This is a genomic window from Streptomyces sp. yr375, assembly GCF_900110755.1.
Taxonomy (GTDB): domain Bacteria; phylum Actinomycetota; class Actinomycetes; order Streptomycetales; family Streptomycetaceae; genus Streptomyces.
In genome coordinates this window covers 1-16,649 of sequence record NZ_FOFF01000081.1, presented here as the reverse complement: position 1 = coordinate 16,649, position 16,649 = coordinate 1, and the positions used below count along the sequence as shown (strand labels likewise).

Here is a 16,649-nt window from a genome sequence, read left to right as displayed (position 1 = left end):
GGACGTCGTCAAGGCGGTCACCGGCGAGGAGATCACCCAGAACGGCCTCGGCGGCGCGGACGTGCACGCCGAGACGAGCGGGGTGTGCCACTTCGCCTACGACGACGAGGAGACCTGCATCGCGGAGGTCCGCTACCTCCTGTCGCTGCTCCCGCAGAACAACCGCGAGAACCCGCCGCGCGTCGAGTGCACCGACCCGGCCGACCGCCGCGGCGACGTCCTGCTGGACCTGGTCCCGGCCGACGGCAACCGTCCGTACGACATGACCAAGGTCATCGAGGAGATCGTCGACGACGGCGAGTACGTCGAGATCCACGAGCGCTGGGCCCGCAACATCATCTGCGCGATGGCCCGCCTCGACGGCCGGGTCGTCGGCATCGTCGCCAACCAGCCGCAGTCCCTCGCCGGTGTCCTGGACATCGAGGCGTCGGAAAAAGCTGCGCGCTTTGTCCAGATGTGTGACGCTTTCAATATCCCGATCGTCACGTTCCTGGACGTCCCCGGCTTCCTCCCGGGCGTCGACCAGGAGCACGGCGGAATCATCCGCCACGGCGCGAAGCTCCTGTACGCCTACTGCGACGCGACCGTGCCGCGTATCTCGCTGATCCTGCGCAAGGCGTACGGCGGGGCGTACATCGTCATGGACTGCCAGTCCATCGGCGCGGACCTCACCTACGCCTGGCCGACGAACGAGATCGCCGTGATGGGCGCCGAAGGCGCCGCCAACGTCATCTTCCGGCGTCAGATCGCCGAGGCCGAGGACCCCGAGGCCATGCGGGCCCGCATGGTCAAGGAGTACAAGTCCGAGCTGATGCACCCGTACTACGCGGCGGAGCGCGGCCTCGTCGACGACGTCATCGACCCCGCCGAGACCCGCGAGATCCTCATCCGGTCCCTCGCCATGCTCCACTCCAAGCACGCGGACCTGCCTTCGCGCAAGCACGGCAACCCCCCGCAGTAGTAACCCGGCGGATCCCTCGCGGTACCCCTGCGGAAACCTCATCCACGGAGACTGACACCCATGAACACTCCCGACATCCGCGTCGAGAAGGGCCACGCCGAGCCCGAGGAAGTCGCCGCCATCACGGCGGTCCTCCTGGCCCGCGCCGCCGCTCGCTCCGCAGAGCCCACCCCGGCGCGCCACGGCCGCCCCAAGGCCGGCTGGCGCCGCCTGGAACGCGAGGGCGGCTTCCGAGCCCCCCATAGCTGGCACTGAGCCGCACAGCGACAAAGAGAAGGGCCCCTCTCCGAAGAGAGGGGCCCTTCCGCGTACCTGGACCACCTACCGCAAGCGCGCCATCAACGCGTGCTCCACGAGAGTGATCAGCGCCGACTTGGCGTCGGCACGGTGCCGGGCGTCCGTCGTGATGATCGGGGTGTCAGGGCCGATCTGCAACGCCTCCCGGACCTCGTCCGGGTTGTACGGCTGCGAGCCGTCGAAGCCGTTGAGGGCGATCACGAACGGCAGACCGCTGTTTTCGAAGTAGTCGACCGCGGGGAAGCAGTCGGCCAGCCGCCGCGTGTCCACCAGGACGATCGCGCCGATCGCACCGCGCACCAGGTCGTCCCACATGAACCAGAAGCGGTCCTGGCCCGGCGTACCGAACAGGTACAGGATCAGGTCCTGGTCCAGGGTGATACGGCCGAAGTCCATGGCGACCGTCGTGGTCGTCTTGTCGCCGGTGTGGGTGAGGTCGTCGATACCCGCCGACGCGGACGTCATGACGGCCTCGGTACGCAGCGGATTGATCTCCGAAACAGCCCCGACGAACGTGGTCTTGCCCACGCCGAAGCCGCCCGCCACCACGATCTTCGCGGAAGTGGTGGAGCGGGAGGGACCCCCGCTAGAGCTTGCGAAGTCCACTGAGCACCCTTTCGAGCAGTGTCACGTCTGGCTGGCCGCCGGCGCTCTCGTCGCCGCCGGGCTGATGGATGGCGACCAGGCCCGCCTCCGCCAAGTCGGCGACGAGGATCCTGGCTACGCCGAGAGGGATGGTCAGCAGCGCCGAGATCTCGGCGACCGACTTGATCTCTCGGCAGAGGTTGCAGATCCGCTGATGCTCGGGCAGTTGGCCCTGCATCTGGTGCGGCTGCGAAGTGGTGTGCACCAGCGCCTCGATGGCGAGCTGGTAACGCGGGCGGGTCCGGCCACCGGTCATGGCGTACGGACGCACCAGCGGGTTGTTCGCGGCCCCCGCGGGCGCCGGCTCCGGCGTGCGGCGATGCGGCTGCACGGGCTGGATGCGCGGGGCCTGCGGCTGGTCGTACGGCGACGGACCGGGGCCCTGCGGCGCGTACGGCCGCTGCTGGCTGGGCGCGGAGGGGAAGTTGTAACGGTTCGGGTTCTGGGAACCGTCGCCCTGGCCCTGGGCAGGGCCGTACGACCAGTTGCCCGAATGGGAACCGCCTGGGGGTGTTGCCACTTTCTCTCCTCCTCCGACTGTGCCTGGCACCCAATACGTGGAGCCGCGTCCCGAAACCCTACGGCCTCGGGACGCCAAAACGCACCGCCCGTCTGTTAGTTGAGAAGGCTGCCCTGGAGCTCCGCACGGAGATCGGGCGTCAGCACCGAGCCCGCGCGGTCCACCAGAAGGGCCATCTCGTACCCAATGAGGCCGATGTCCGCCTCCGGGTGAGCGAGCACCGCGAGCGAGGAGCCGTCGGAGATGGACATCAGGAAGAGGAACCCCCGCTCCATCTCCACAACCGTCTGGTTCACGCTGCCCCCCTCGAAGATCCGGGAGGCGCCCGCCGTCAGGGACGTCAGACCGGAGGCGACGGCCGCGAGCTGGTCGGCACGGTCGCGGGGAAAGCCTTCGGACATGGCCAGCAGGAGTCCGTCGGCGGAGACCACCACCGTGTGGGACACCCCCGGGGTGTTGTCCACGAAGTTGGTGATCACCCAGTTCAGGTTCTGTGCCGCCTGGCTCATCGGGCTCACACTAACGCTCCTGGTTGTAGGTGCTGTCAGGACCGAGACCCTGACCGTTCGTTTCACTGCTTCCTGCGTTGCGTCCCCGCTGGACGCCCCGACGCAGGTTGCTCAACCTGCCTCGGACGTCCTCCGGGGCGCGGGAGACCTGAGGGCCTCCCTGGGGGGTGCTCTCGGCGGCGCCCTCGACCAGATTGGCCTTGGGCACCCGCCGCGGCAGACCGGAGGAGGTGACCCCGCCCGCCTTGGGCTTCTTCAGAGCGGAGGCCTGCTGCCACCGCTCGTCGTTCGACGAACGCCAGGAGTCGGCGCCACCACTGCCGTTGCCGCTGCCGTTGCTCTCCGCGGCGGGGGCCGGCGCCTCCTGCTTCGCGGGTCCCGAGCCGTTCGCACCGCTCGCGGCGGAGCCGCGGCGGGGGAGACCGGCGTCGGTCAGCGCGTGGGAGGCGGCGGAGGGGGTCGGTCCCGGACGGTCGAAGCCTACGCCGTTCCGCTCACCCGCGTCAGCGACCTGCGCGGATTCCGCTTCCGGAGCGTACTGGTCCGGGTAACCGTTCCGGTAACCGTTCGCGTGGCCGTTGGTCTGCCCGTTCGCGTGCCCGTTGGCGTGGCCGTTCTGCTGGGGCCAGTCGTCCTGGTAGGGCTGCTGCTCCTGGTACGGCTGGAAGCTCTCCGGGGCGGCCGCGGGCGGCGCCGTCCGCTCCTCCTGGACGGGCTCCGCGTACGCGGGGTCCGGGTAGCCGCCGTTCGCCGCGAAGCCGTCGTTCTGCGGCAGTCCGCCGTTCGCGGAGTACGCGTCGGCCTGCGGCACCCCGCCGTTCGGCGCGAAGTACTGGTCGTCGTACGCCGGGCGCTGCTGCTCCTCGTACGCCGTCTGCTGGTCGTACGCCGCCGGCTGCCCGGTGTAGCCGGTCGCGCCGGTGTCGTAGCCCGTGTCGTACGAGGGCTGCGGCTGCTGCGGCTGCTGGCCGGACGGGGCGAAGCCGTCGGCGGGCTGCTGCTGCGCGGCGGGCAGACCGGGCCGGTCGCCCGGCTGACCCGGGCCCTCCAGGGCCGTACGGCGTTCGTCGCGCATCAGGGAGCGGCCCACCGGGTCCAGCTCGCTGATGTCGTCGGGGACCGCGTACTGGCTGTCGTCGAAGCCCAGTTCGGCGGCGGTGCGCATCGGCAGGCCGTTGCTGAAGTCCTCGCCGCGGCCGCCGAAGTTCTGCTCCGGGATGATCTGCGAGACGGTGAACTCGTCGCGGTTCGGCTGGTTCTCGCCGCCACCGCCGCCGTGCGTGATCGCGTCGGGCAGCATGACCAGCGAGGTCGTGCCGGCCTGCTCGCCCGAGGGGCGGAGCTGGACGCGGATGCCGTGCCGGTCGGACAGCCGGCCGACCACGAAGAGGCCCATGCGCTGCGAGATCGCGGCGTCCACCGTCGGCGGGTTGGCCAGCTTGTGGTTGATGTCCGCGAAGTCCTCGGCGGTGAGGCCGATGCCCTTGTCGTGGATCTCGATCATGACCCGACCGTCGGGGAGCCGGGTGGCGGTCACGCGAACCTTGGTCTGCGGCGAGGAGAACGTCGTGGCGTTCTCCAGGAGCTCGGCGAGCAGGTGCACGAGGTCGGTCACCGCGCGGCCGTGGATCTCGGCCTCCGGGACGCCCGACAGCTCGATGCGCTCGTACTGCTCCACCTCGGAGGAGGCGGCGCGCAGCACGTCGACCAGCGGGACCGGCTGGTCCCAGCGGCGGCCCGGCTCCTCGCCGGCGAGGACCAGGAGGTTCTCGCCGTTGCGGCGCATACGGGTCGCGAGGTGGTCCAGCCGGAAGAGGTTCTCGAGCTGGTCCGGGTCGGCCTCGTTGTTCTCCAGGTCGGTGATCAGGGTCAGTTGGCCCTCGATCAGCGACTGGTTGCGGCGCGACAGGTTGGTGAAGATCGCGTTGATGTTGCCCCGCAGCAGAGCCTGCTCGGCGGCCAGCCGGACGGCCTCGCGGTGCACCTGGTCGAAGGCGCGGGCGACCTCGCCGATCTCGTCCGTGGTCGTGATCGGGATGGCCTGTACGCGGGTGTCGACCCGGCCCGGGTCGGTGCGGGAGAGCTGGTCGACCAGCATCGGCAGCCGCTGTTCGGCGATGCCGAAGGCCGCGTTGCGCAGTTGGCGCATCGCACGGCTCATCTGGCGGGCCACGGCGCCGGCGAGGATGAACGCCAGCAGCAGGGCGACGACGACGGCCGCACCGGTGATGATCGCGGAGGTCTTGGCGTCAGCGGCGATGTCCGAGGCCTCGGTCACGGCCTTGTCGGCCATGTCCGACTCGATCTGGCGGTAGGCGTCGTACTTCAGCGTGGTGACCGCCCACCAGTTCTCCTTGCTGATGCCCTTCTCGGCGAGCCCGGCACGCTCGGCGCCCTCGGTCGTCTCCATCGTGGAGATCGCGCCGACCATCGTGTTCGGGTCGGACGGCGGCGGCACGTACTCCGGGTCCTGCTGCTTCGCGGCGGCGGCCTGCGCGGCGCCGTCGGTCTTGATCTTCGCCTCGGCGTCGTCCAGCTTCTTCGCGTCGCCCTCGGTGCCACCGCCGACGTACTCCTCGATGGCGATGCCCTCGAGGTAGGCGTACGACGAGAGGGAGACCTTCTGCTTGGCGAAGTCGGCCTCCTCCGGACCCGGCTTGATCAGCAGGTGCATGCCGATCGAGCGCTCCAGGGACAGCGCGGCCTTGGTCAGCGAGATGGCGTAGACGGTACGGCCGTAGGAGGTGATGTTTCCGGTGCCCAGACCGAGCTCGTTGGAGAACTCCATCAGGGGGTGCGCGACCTGCGTGTACCCCTCTTCGGTCTGCACGCCGGTGAGCTTGGCGGAGTAGGCGGCGGCACGCAGCGGCGCCAGCTTGGTCTCCGCGGTGCGGAAGATCTGGAGCCGGCGCTGCAGACCGGCCTTCGCCGGCATGTCCTGCGCGGCCAGGTCGAAGGCGTCGGCGGCGGTGTCCGTGGCCTTGCGGGCCGAGACGACCGTCGCGTCGTTCTGCTTGCCCGCGAGGAGCGGCGCGGCGGAGACGTCGCGCTCCTTGTAGATGGCGTCGCCGTAGCTCAGGGCGGCCCGCACCAGACGCGCGGTGTTCTCCGCGTCCTCGGCCTCCTGCCAGGTGTCGATCGAGCTCTTCACCTGGAAGCCGCCCATGACCAGGCCGACCATCACGGGTATGAGCAGGATCGCGTTCAGCCGGGTCGGCACCCGCCAGTTGCGCGGGGAGAGACGGCTGCCGCTCTTGGCGGGTGGTTCCGTCGGCTCCGAGCCGGGCACGGTGGCGCCCGCCGCCCCGCGCGGCGGCGGGGTGAAGTTGCCCCGGGCCGCCGGCTCGGGACTGTTCTTGCTTCGCCTCACTCGACCAACAACCTCTCGGCGGTCGGCACCTTCGTCGTGCCGCAGTGTCTCAGAGCCCGGACAGCCATCGACCATGAGTACGTCATTGACTATTGGGCAGTTCACGCATTCCAGCACGCTTGGCAGCGCTCTTCCAAACATGGGAAACGGCTGGTTGAGCGTGATGTAAACCCCAAATAAATCGGTCAAACAGAACGAGCCCCACCATAAGGCGGGGTCTTCGTATGCACAGTGAGACCAAGTGACCGCGACGCGTGGCGGTGTGGGGGATTCCTCTGCCGAAACGTTATGAACAGCGGAGCCGACCGTGTCAAAGCCCACAGCCGGCTCCGAAGCGTCTACGACAACTGTCGTATGCGACAGACTACTTGAAAGTTACCGCAGCCGCGCCATCAGCGCGTGCTCGACCAGCGTGATCAGCGCGCTCTTGGCATCCGAGCGGTGCCGGGCGTCCGTCGTGATGATCGGGGTGTCCGGGCCGATCTGCAACGCCTCGCGCACCTCTTCGGGCTGGTACGGCTGCGAGCCGTCGAAGCCGTTGAGCGCGACGACGAACGGCAGACCGCTGTTCTCGAAGTAGTCGACCGCGGGGAAGCAGTCGGCCAGCCGCCGCGTGTCCACCAGTACGATCGCGCCGATCGCACCGCGCACCAGGTCGTCCCACATGAACCAGAACCGGTCCTGACCCGGCGTACCGAACAGGTAGAGGATCAGGTCCTGGTCGAGCGTGATACGGCCGAAGTCCATGGCCACCGTGGTGGTGGTCTTGTCCCCGGTGTGGGTGAGGTCGTCGATGCCCGCGCTCGCGGACGTCATGACGGCCTCCGTACGCAGCGGGTTGATCTCGGAGACCGCTCCCACGAACGTGGTCTTGCCCACGCCGAAGCCGCCCGCCACCACGATCTTCGCCGAGGTGGTGGCACGGCCACCGTCAGAGCTTGCGAAGTCCACTGAGCACCCTTTCGAGCAGCGTCACGTCCGGAGCGCCGCCGTTGTTCTCGTCGCCACCCGGCTGGTGGATGGCCACCAGTCCGGCCTCGGCGAGGTCCGCGACGAGGATCCGCGCCACACCCAGCGGCATGGCCAGGAGAGCCGAGACCTCCGCGACCGACTTCACCTCGCGGCACAGGTGGCAGATGCGCTGGTGCTCCGGGAGCAGGCCCATGAGCGCTGCCGGATCGGCCGTCGTGCTGATCAGCGCCTCGATGGCGAGCTGATAGCGCGGCCGGGTCCGGCCACCGGTCATCGCGTAGGGGCGCACCAGCGGCTGGTCGCCCTCGTCCCCGTACGGCTCCGCGTACGGATCATGATGGGTGGCGGGCGGGGTCATGGATCCTCCGGGCGGGACAGCATTCTCGGTCAGTCGTGCCGCGCGTCGAGCCGGTGCGGGGAGTGTGTCGGCCGGACGGTGATTTCGTGAGGTGGGTGGTGCCGGTGCGGGTCAGTGGAGCAGACTGCCCTGGAGCTCGGCGCGCAGGTCGGGCGTGAGCACCGCGCCCGCACGGTCGACAAGGAGCGCCATCTCGTAACCCACGAGGCCGATGTCGCATTCGGGGTGCGCGAGGACGGCGAGGGACGAGCCGTCCGAGACGGACATGAGGAAGAGGAAACCCCGCTCCATCTCGACGACGGTCTGCGCCACGCTGCCGCCCTCGAAGATCCGGGAGGCCCCGGCCGTCAGCGAGGTCAGCCCGGACGCGACGGCCGCGAGCTGGTCGGCGCGGTCGCGCGGGAAGCCCTCGGACATCGCGAGCAGGAGCCCGTCGGCGGACACCACGACGGTGTGGGACACCCCGGGGGTGTTGTCCACGAAGTTGGTGATCAACCAGTTCAGGTTCTGTGCCGCCTGGCTCATCTGGCTCAACTAGTGCTCCTGCTGGTGAGTGGGGTTCGGGAAGCTGCCGGTCTGGCCGTTGCCGACCTGACGACCCTGCGCGATACCCCGACGGAGATTGGTCAGCCGGCCGCGTACGTCGTCAGGCGCACGCGAGACCTGCGGACCGGTTTGGTGCTGTTGCTGCTGAGCCGTGCCCGGGACGAGGTTCGCCCGGGGCACCCGGCGCGGCAGGCCGGAGGTGGTGACGCCGCCCGCGGCCGGCTGCCTGACCCGCTCGGCCTGCCGGACGAGCTCGTCGTTCGGCGAGGTGCGCCAGGAGGAACTGGCGGCGGCGGGGCGCTGAGGAGCGGCCGGAGCCTGCGGCTGCTGCTGCGGTGCGGCCGGAGCCGGTGCCGGAGCGGACGTCGGCTCGCCCGGCTGCTGACCGTGGAACCAGTTGGTCTCCAGCGTGTCGTACAGCGGCGTACGGCCGTCACCGGGACCGGCGGGCGGCAGCGCCTCCAGGTCCGGACGCCCGGCCGGACGCGGCGGGAGCGCCGGCTGCTGTGAAGCGCCGTAGCCGTTCGGCTGCGCGGTGGGGAACTGGCCCGTGGCCGAGGGGTCCTGGCGGCCGGGCAGCGCGTGCTGGCCGGTCGCGGAGCCGTCGTAGCCGGGCAGGGCGAACTGGCCGGTGGAGCCGTTGTCGTAGGCCTGCGGAGCGAACCGGTCCGGGCTCGCCGGGGCGTTCTGCCCGCCCGGGGCGCCGAAGACGTCGGAGCGGGTGAACGCGCCGTCGTCCGGGCGGCCGTTGGAGCCGTTGCGCTCGAACTGACCTGCGTCCGGGCGGCCGTTGGTACCCGGGCGCTGGAACTGGCCGGTGTCCTGGCGTCCGTTGAAGCCCGCCTGGCCGTTGCTGCTGCCGTTCTGGTTGCCGTTCCCGTTGCCGTTGCTCACGGCGGGGAACTGGCTCGTGCTCTGCAGGCCGTTCGGCGCGGGGCGGCCGAAGTCGCCGGGACCCGAGGGGGCGTGGCGGTCGTCGGGCCGGGGGATCGCCGGTATCTCGGCGGTGGCCGCGGGGCCCTGCCGGTCGTCGATGCGCGGCATGCGCGAGGTCTGGGCGACATCCGGCTCGTCGTGGCCGCGCGGGGCGTCCAGCGGGGTGCGCGGGACCGGCGGCTGGGCGTTCTCGGCACCCCAACTCGCCGCGCGGGGCTGCGGGTTGCCGCCGGGCAGCTCGGCACGCGGACCACCGCGCGGCGGCAACTGCGGCTGCCGGCCGCGGCCGCCCTGCTCGGGCTTGTTGCCGCGCTGCTGCGGCGGACGTCCGCCGCCGAACATGTCCATGCCCTGCTGGCTGTTGCCGGCCGTCTGCATGCCCTGCGGCGCACCCGGCGCCTGGCCGCCGCCGAAGCCGGCGCCCGCACCGGCCGGAGCGGGCCGGCCCTGCTGGTGCTGGGGGGCGGCCGGCGGCTGGCCGCCGGGGCGGCCACCGCCGTCCCGGCCGGGCAGCGCGGCCCGGGGGCCCTGACCGGAGGAGAGCAGCCCGCCACCGCCGGGACCGGCGCCGAGGGCACCGCCCTGCGAGCCGTTCTGGCGACGCGCGGCGGCGACGCCCGCAGCGGCCTGCGCGGCCGCGGGACCACCCGCGCCACCGCCCTGGCCGGGCTGCGGCTTCTTGCCGCCCTGGGCGACGTCCACCGGCAGCATGACCAGCGCGGTCGTACCGCCGGAGTCGGACGGGCGGAGCTGGATGCGGATGCCGTGGCGCTGCGACAGCCGGCCGACCACGAACAGACCCATGCGGCGGGAGACCGACACGTCCACGGTGGGCGGCGAGGCGAGCCGCTCGTTGATCGCGGCGAGGTCCTCGGGGGAGAGGCCGATGCCGGTGTCGTGGATCTCGATCAGCACCCGGCCGTCGGGCAGCGCGTGACCGGTGACCTTGACCTTGGTCTGCGGGGAGGAGAACGAGGTGGCGTTCTCCAGCAGCTCGGCGAGCAGGTGCACGAGGTCGTTGACGACCCGGCCGGCGACCTCGGTGGTCGGCACCGACGACAGCTCGATGCGCTCGTACTGCTCCACCTCGGAGGCGGCGGCGCGCAGCACGTCGACCAGCGGGACCGGACGGGTCCAGCGGCGGCCGGGCTCCTCACCCGCGAGGACGAGGAGGTTCTCACCGTTACGGCGCATGCGGGTCGCGAGGTGGTCGAGCTTGAAGAGCGAGGACAACTGGTCCGGGTCGGCCTCGCGGGACTCCAGTTCGGAGATGAGCGAGAGCTGACGCTGGATGAGGCCCTGGGAGCGGCGCGAGAGGTTGGTGAACATCGCGTTGACGTTGCCTCGCAGGAGGGCCTGCTCGGCGGCCAGTCGGACGGCCTCGCGGTGCACGTCGTCGAAGGCCGCGGCCACCTGGCCGATCTCGTCCTTGGAGTGCACACCGACCGACTCCACGGACGTGTCGACGTCCTGCGGGTCGGACTCGGAGAGCTGCTTGACCAGCTCGGGCAGCCGGTCCTGGGCGACCTTGGTGGCGGTCTCCTGGAGGCGGCGCAGCGAGCGGATCATGGACCGGGCGACGACGAACGCGCCGACCAGCGACACACCGAGCACGAGCAGGATGAGCGCACCGGAGATGATCGCTTCGCGCTCCGACTCGGCGCGCAGCTCACGCGCCTTCTGCTCCATGTCCTCGAGCAGCGTGTGCTCGATGTTGTTCATCTGCGTGATCTTGGTGGTGCTGTCGTCGATCCAGTCCTGGTACGACCGCTTGTCCAGCGACTGCAGACCGGTGGGGGAACTCAGCGCACGGGTGGCGTAGGTGTCCGCCTCCTCGATGACCGGGTTGCCCTTCTCGATGGGCTGGAGCAGCTCCTCGGCGCCGTCGTCGCCGTAGATGCTGCGGAAGCTGGCGAGTTCGGAGTCCTGGTTCTCGAGCGCGGCCTCGGCGTACTGCCGGTCGTTCTCCTTGAGGTCGCCGTAGACGGTGTTGCCGACGGGCAGCGCGGCCGCGAGCACGGCGCGCTGGACGGAGGCGTACTCCTTGGCGGAGGAGAAGGCGGCCAGGGCACGCGTGCGCTGGATCATCTCCGGGTTGTTGGTGGCCTGCGCCATGTCCTGCGAGAGGTCGAGCAGGCCGGTGATGAGGCGGTGGTAGGCCTCGACCGTCTGGGTGGAGTTGCCCTTGTCCGCGTAGGCCGTGCTGCGGACCTTGGCGAGGTTGCCCAGGTCGCTGAGGAGGCCGACGAGGCTGTCGCGGACACCCTGGAGGTTGCCGTCCGTGCTGGCGCCGTCGATCTCCTCCGAGGCGTCCTGGAAGGCGATGACGGCCTTGTCGGTCTTGTCGCGGTAGCCCTTGACGGCGAAGTCGGTCGCCTTCGCGCCGTGCGCCAGCGGGCCGGCGGAGCGGTCGCGCTCGTTCTGGAGCTGCACGGCCAGTTCGGTGGCCTGCTTGGTCATGTCCGTCAGCAGCTTCATGTTGTCGAGCTGCTGGATGTCGTCCATCGACTGGTTGATGCGCAGTCCGCCCAGCGTGGTGGCCGCGACCACGGGCAGGGTCAGCAGCGCCACCAGACGGGTGGAGATACGCCAGTTGCGCAGCGCGACGCGTGGACCGGGGCTGGGGGCGTTGGTCGGCGGCTTGGCGGTCGGAGTCGCGGTGAGCGGACTCGACGCCGCGGATCCGCCGGGGCGCCCAGGGCGCTCACCGCCGTCACCTGATGGTGCCGGGCCCGGGTTCTGGGCGTGCTGGGGCGAGGAGCCGACTGCCATCGGGCCGGTCCCGCCGCGCGGCTCCGGCTCGGCCGAAGCGCTGCCATCCCTCTTGAAACGTCCCTGCACTAGCGTCGCAACCTCTGGACCAGGCGCCCCTCCGCGTGAACGGAAGGACGGTGTCGGCGTGTTGAGGGGCGCCCTGAAATACGCCCCCCGGATGGTCGTGAGTGACCGGCGCTGGCTCCCCCTGTCTCGCCGCCACCAGGCGCGTTGTGCGCGCCCCCAGTGCGCCGGCTCGATCCCGCGGCGGTCCGAGGAATTCCAGCACAGTGCAGGATCTCCAACAAGGCCCGTCGGTCAGGCTGTGACAACTGTGACACCACGTAAGGGTCAAGTTACGGGATGTGGAAGGGGATCATACGTAAGGCGGACATAAGCGGGCGAAGCGAGGGGGTATGGGGGGTGTCCCAGTCGCCATGATCAGGAGCGGAATGCACGCTTCAGGGGTGCAATGTCCGTTTCATAATGGTCAGTTGAAGGCCTGAATTGACCGCTTTGCCCATGTGGTGGTGAGTAAACTCACACGCCGATCATGCGACCTTCACGCGTTCACCGGGAATCGCGTGTTTAGCCTGACGCTTTACAGGGATGGCAAACCCGACAAGACGCGCTTGTGCGAAGGCCCTTGACGGCTTCCCCGGCGCCCCGACACGACAGGGTCGAGTACAACAGTGAAGACCACGACGATGTTCCACAAGATCGCCAACCCGCGGCGCACGACGCTGGCGCACCTCAAGGACGCCGACGAACTGCAACTCCCGGAGCAGCGGGAGCACTCCGTCGAACTGCCCGCCCAGACCGCCAACCCCAAGCGCACCATCCTCATGGAGCTGCCGGTAGCGGCCTCCGTCGCGGAGTAGATACGCGCGCCGGCCGCCGAACGTTCAGGGCGGCGGCACGCGGACGCATGGATGTACGGATGTCAAGGGCGTCCCCGGCCGGGGACGCCCTTCCGCGTTAGCCTGGGGCGTCACACCCACATACTCAGTCGTATTCAGTCAAGGGGCCAACCAACCCGTGCGCATCGCCAGGTTCTCCATCGACGGGAACGTCGCCTTCGGCGCGGTCGAGGGCGACAAGCCGGACGAGCTCGTCCTCGACATCATCAAGGGCATCCCGTTCGCGGACTTCGAGCTCTCCGGCACCAAGGTGCCGCTGAGCAAGGTCCGACTGCTCCCGCCCGTGCTGCCCAACAAGGTCGTGGCCTTCGGCCGCAACTACGCCGAGCACGCGCGCGAGCTGGGCAACGAGGTGCCCGACGCCCCGTTCGCCTTCTTCAAGCCGTCCACCTCGGTGATCGGCCCCGGCGACGCCATCAAGTACCCCTCCTTCTCCGAGGAACTGCACCACGAGGCCGAACTCGCCGTGGTCATCGGCCGCATGTGCCGCGAGGTCCCGCGCGACCGCGTCGCGGACGTCATCCTCGGCTACACCTGCGCCAACGACGTCACCGCGCGGGACGTGCAGAAGCGCGAGAAGCAGTGGGCCCGGGCCAAGGGCTTCGACACGTCCTGCCCGCTCGGCCCGTGGGTGGAGACGGACCTCGACCTCGCCACCGCGTCCGACCTCACCGTCCAGCTCACGGTCAACGGCGAGCAACGCCAGCTCGGCCGCACCAGCGAGATGATCCACTCCATCGAGGATCTGATCGTCAACATCACCGAGGCCATGACGCTGCTCCCCGGCGACGTGATCCTCACGGGCACCCCGGCAGGGGTCGGCCCCCTGGCTGTCGGCGACGAGGTCGCCGTCACCATCGAAGGCATCGGCACTCTCACCAACAAGGTTGTCAAGCGTGGCTAGCGCACCCGGCTCCCCCGTACGCGTCCGTTTCTGTCCCTCGCCCACCGGTAACCCCCACGTGGGCCTGGTCCGCACCGCCCTGTTCAACTGGGCGTTCGCCAAGCACCACCAGGGCACGCTGGTCTTTCGCATCGAGGACACCGACGCGGCCCGCGACTCCGAGGAGTCCTACCACCAGCTCCTGGACTCCCTGCGCTGGCTCGGCTTCGACTGGGACGAGGGCCCCGAGATCGGCGGCCCGCACGCGCCCTACCGCCAGTCGCAGCGCATGGACATCTACCGGGACGTCGCCGACAAGCTCCTCGCCGCCGGCCACGCCTACCGCTGCTACTGCTCCCAGGAGGAGCTGGACACCCGCCGCGACGCCGCCCGCGCCGCCGGCAAGCCGTCCGGCTACGACGGCCACTGCCGCGACCTGAGCACCGAGCAGGTCGCGCAGTACGAGGCCCAGGGCCGCACCCCGATCGTCCGCTTCCGCATGCCCGACGAGACGATCACCTTCACGGACCTGGTCCGCGGCGAGCTGACGTTCACCCCGGAGAACGTCCCGGACTTCGGCATCGTCCGCGCGAACGGCGCCCCGCTGTACACGCTGGTCAACCCGGTGGACGACGCGCTGATGGAGATCACGCACGTGCTGCGCGGTGAGGACCTGCTGTCCTCCACCCCGCGCCAGATCGCCCTGTACAAGGCGCTGACCGAGCTGGGCATCGCCAAGTCCACCCCGCAGTTCGGCCACCTGCCGTACGTGATGGGCGAGGGCAACAAGAAGCTGTCGAAGCGCGACCCCGAGTCGAGCCTCAACCTCTACCGGGAGCGCGGTTTCCTCCCCGAGGGCCTGCTCAACTACCTCTCCCTGCTGGGCTGGTCGCTCTCGGCCGACCAGGACATCTTCACGATGGACGAGATGGTCGCCGCCTTCGAGATCGCGGACGTCAACCCCAACCCGGCGCGCTTCGACCTGAAGAAGTGCGAGGCGATCAACGCCGACCACATCCGCCTGCTCGACGTGAAGGACTTCACCGAGCGCTGCGCACCCTGGCTGAAGGCCCCCTTCGCCCCGTGGTCCCCGGCGGACTTCGACGACGCCAAGTGGCAGGCGATCGCCCCGCACGCCCAGACCCGTCTGAAGGTCCTCTCGGAGATCACCGACAACGTCGACTTCCTCTTCCTCCCGGAGCCCGTCTTCGACGAGGCCTCGTGGGCGAAGGCGATGAAGGAGGGCAGCGACGCGCTGCTCACGACGGCCCGCGAAAAGCTGGAGTCGGCCGACTGGACCTCCGCCGAGTCCCTGAAGGAAGCGGTCCTGGCCGCCGGCGAGACCCACGGCCTCAAGCTGGGCAAGGCCCAGGCCCCCGTCCGCGTGGCCGTCACGGGCCGCACGGTGGGCCTCCCCCTCTTCGAGTCCCTGGAGACCCTGGGCAAGGAGCAGACCCTGTCCCGCATCGACGCGGCCCTGTCCCGCCTGACGGCCTAACCCCCGGACCACACGCGAGGGGCGGCACCCGGGCTTCGGGTGCCGCCCCTCCGACGTTCAGCCCTCGTCGATCAGATAGGCGTCCTCTTCGAAGATTTCCAGCAGCAGATGAACTGGACGCGGTACTCGATCATGCCCCCCGTGTTCCAGTCCGCGATACCGTCGCAGGCATGACCATTCGCGCCGTCGTCTGGGACGTTGACGACACCCTCTTCGACTACACGACCGCGGACCGGGAGGGCATGCGGGCGCATCTCATGGCCGAAGGGCTGATGGCCGAGTACGGCGGCGCCGAGCGGGCGCTCGACCGGTGGCGGGAGGTCACCGACCAGCAGTGGGCGCGGTTCTCGGCGGGCGGGATCACCTTCGAGGACCAGCGCCGGGACCGGGTACGGGTGTTCCTGGGCCGCCCGGAGCTGACCGACGTTGAGGTCGACGACTGGTTCGGGCGCTACCTCGGCCACTACGAGGCCGCCTGGTCCCTCTTCCCCGACGTCCTGCCCGCCCTGGACGTGCTCGCCGCCAGCCACCGCCACGCGGTGCTCTCCAACTCCACCATCCACGTCCAGGACCACAAACTGCGCGTCCTCGGCGTCCACGACCGCTTCGAGGCCATCCTGTGCGCCGCGGAACTCGGCGTCTCCAAGCCGGAGGCCGGCGCGTTCCTCGCCGCCTGCGAGGCCCTGTCCCTGCCGCCGGACCAGGTGGCGTACGTCGGCGACCATCCGGAGATCGACGGCCGGGGCGCGGCCGACGCCGGACTGCTCTCCGTATGGATCGACCGCTACGGCGGCACGGCGACCGTGGAGGCGCCCGCGGGGCGGCATCGGATCGCCACCCTCGCCGAACTCCCCGCGCTTCTCGGCGCGGATACCCGTTTTGGAGCGCAGTCCACCTTCGGGTAATGTTCTTCCTGCGCCGCCGGAGAGCGGGCCGAAAGGCCGGAACCGGGGGAGCGAAACTAGAACAAGATCCCTTCCGGGGCTTGAGTTCCAGTGGCCTATGGTGTAATTGGCAGCACGACTGATTCTGGTTCAGTTAGTCTTGGTTCGAGTCCAGGTAGGCCAGCTCGCAGAGCTCATCTGCACACGTGGAGATCAACTCCACAAAGCCCCCGTTGTGTAGCGGCCTAGCACGCTGCCCTCTCAAGGCAGTAGCGCCGGTTCGAATCCGGTCGGGGGTACTGGTTCCGATCATCTCGGGACTGCTAGGGCCCCCGTTGTGTAGCGGCCTAGCACGCCGCCCTCTCAAGGCGGTAGCGCCGGTTCGAATCCGGTCGGGGGTACGCATTGGTTTAAACCACATTGGTCTATGGTGTAATTGGCAACACTACGGTTTCTGGTACCGTCATTCTTGGTTCGAGTCCAGGTAGACCAGCTTTGACCTGCGGAAACGCAGTGTTCACGCCCCCGTTGTGTAGCGGCCTAGCACGCCGCCCTCTCAAGGCGGTAGCGCCGGTTCGAATCCGGTCGGGGGTACG

The 16,649-nt window shown here is 69.7% G+C and carries 14 protein-coding genes and 5 tRNA genes; 11 read left to right on the top strand and 8 right to left on the bottom strand.

Translation table 11 applies throughout. The features are described 5' to 3' along the window. The coding region (locus BMZ82_RS38185; protein ID WP_305729233.1) for an acyl-CoA carboxylase subunit beta at positions 1–961 on the top strand (961 nt) is incomplete at its 5' end. A 60-nt stretch (positions 962–1,021) separates the two neighbouring features. Beyond that, positions 1,022–1,216 carry an acyl-CoA carboxylase subunit epsilon gene (locus BMZ82_RS38180; protein ID WP_093781989.1) on the top strand — a complete coding sequence of 65 codons (195 nt, stop codon included), beginning with the start codon at positions 1,022–1,024 and terminating at the stop codon, positions 1,214–1,216. 66 nt (positions 1,217–1,282) lie between these two features. Here BMZ82_RS38180 and BMZ82_RS38175 read toward each other — a convergent pair whose 3' ends face one another. From BMZ82_RS38175 to BMZ82_RS38140, 8 genes are all read right to left on the bottom strand, one after another. Beyond that, positions 1,283–1,864: a GTP-binding protein gene (locus tag BMZ82_RS38175; RefSeq protein ID WP_006375305.1), complete on the bottom strand. Its 582-nt coding sequence runs from the start codon at positions 1,862–1,864 to the stop codon at positions 1,283–1,285. Further along, positions 1,845–2,423: a DUF742 domain-containing protein gene (locus BMZ82_RS38170; protein ID WP_093781988.1), complete on the bottom strand. Its 579-nt coding sequence runs from the start codon at positions 2,421–2,423 to the stop codon at positions 1,845–1,847. The genes BMZ82_RS38175 and BMZ82_RS38170 overlap by 20 nt, the downstream gene beginning before the upstream one ends. Before the next feature lie 95 nt (positions 2,424–2,518). Further along, the gene (locus tag BMZ82_RS38165; RefSeq protein ID WP_037737006.1) at positions 2,519–2,932 is read right to left on the bottom strand and encodes a roadblock/LC7 domain-containing protein; all 414 of its coding nucleotides are present in this window, start codon (positions 2,930–2,932) and stop codon (positions 2,519–2,521) included. 10 nt (positions 2,933–2,942) lie between these two features. Continuing rightward, positions 2,943–6,302, bottom strand: coding sequence for a nitrate- and nitrite sensing domain-containing protein (locus BMZ82_RS38160; protein ID WP_177244872.1), 3,360 nt, complete (start codon positions 6,300–6,302; stop codon positions 2,943–2,945). Between the two features lie 375 nt (positions 6,303–6,677). Further along, positions 6,678–7,253 carry a GTP-binding protein gene (locus tag BMZ82_RS38155; protein ID WP_054239771.1) on the bottom strand — a complete coding sequence of 192 codons (576 nt, stop codon included), beginning with the start codon at positions 7,251–7,253 and terminating at the stop codon, positions 6,678–6,680. Further along, positions 7,234–7,632, bottom strand: coding sequence for a DUF742 domain-containing protein (locus BMZ82_RS38150; RefSeq protein ID WP_093781986.1), 399 nt, complete (start codon positions 7,630–7,632; stop codon positions 7,234–7,236). The genes BMZ82_RS38155 and BMZ82_RS38150 overlap by 20 nt, the downstream gene beginning before the upstream one ends. Before the next feature lie 111 nt (positions 7,633–7,743). Next, positions 7,744–8,157, bottom strand: a complete 414-nt coding sequence (locus BMZ82_RS38145) for a roadblock/LC7 domain-containing protein (protein WP_003993189.1) — start codon at positions 8,155–8,157, stop codon at positions 7,744–7,746. A gap of 9 nt (positions 8,158–8,166) precedes the next feature. Further along, on the bottom strand, positions 8,167–11,955 hold the full coding sequence (locus tag BMZ82_RS38140) for a sensor histidine kinase (protein ID WP_093781985.1): 3,789 nt from the start codon (positions 11,953–11,955) through the stop codon (positions 8,167–8,169). A 605-nt stretch (positions 11,956–12,560) separates the two neighbouring features. On the opposite strand from BMZ82_RS38140, the gene BMZ82_RS38135 reads away from it, so the two are divergent. The 9 genes from BMZ82_RS38135 to BMZ82_RS38095 all read left to right on the top strand — a co-directional run bounded on the left by BMZ82_RS38135 (position 12,561) and on the right by BMZ82_RS38095 (position 16,647). Continuing rightward, positions 12,561–12,749 (top strand): hypothetical protein, encoded by a 189-nt coding sequence (locus tag BMZ82_RS38135; RefSeq protein ID WP_177244871.1) that lies wholly within the window; start codon positions 12,561–12,563, stop codon positions 12,747–12,749. 157 nt (positions 12,750–12,906) lie between these two features. Continuing rightward, on the top strand, positions 12,907–13,692 hold the full coding sequence (locus BMZ82_RS38130; RefSeq protein ID WP_093781984.1) for a fumarylacetoacetate hydrolase family protein: 786 nt from the start codon (positions 12,907–12,909) through the stop codon (positions 13,690–13,692). Then, positions 13,685–15,169 carry a glutamate--tRNA ligase gene (gene gltX / locus BMZ82_RS38125; RefSeq protein ID WP_093781983.1) on the top strand — a complete coding sequence of 495 codons (1,485 nt, stop codon included), beginning with the start codon at positions 13,685–13,687 and terminating at the stop codon, positions 15,167–15,169. The genes BMZ82_RS38130 and gltX overlap by 8 nt, the downstream gene beginning before the upstream one ends. A 170-nt stretch (positions 15,170–15,339) precedes the next feature. Next, positions 15,340–16,074: an HAD family hydrolase gene (locus tag BMZ82_RS38120; protein WP_093781982.1), complete on the top strand. Its 735-nt coding sequence runs from the start codon at positions 15,340–15,342 to the stop codon at positions 16,072–16,074. Positions 16,075–16,165: 91 nt separating this feature from the next. Next, positions 16,166–16,237: transfer RNA gene (locus BMZ82_RS38115), tRNA-Gln, on the top strand. Between the two features lie 42 nt (positions 16,238–16,279). Then, a tRNA-Glu gene (locus tag BMZ82_RS38110) sits at positions 16,280–16,352 on the top strand. A 29-nt stretch (positions 16,353–16,381) separates the two neighbouring features. After that, positions 16,382–16,454: transfer RNA gene (locus BMZ82_RS38105), tRNA-Glu, on the top strand. Positions 16,455–16,474: 20 nt separating this feature from the next. Beyond that, positions 16,475–16,546, top strand: a tRNA-Gln gene (locus BMZ82_RS38100). A 28-nt stretch (positions 16,547–16,574) separates the two neighbouring features. After that, positions 16,575–16,647: transfer RNA gene (locus tag BMZ82_RS38095), tRNA-Glu, on the top strand. The last annotated feature ends 2 nt before the right edge of the window (positions 16,648–16,649 follow it).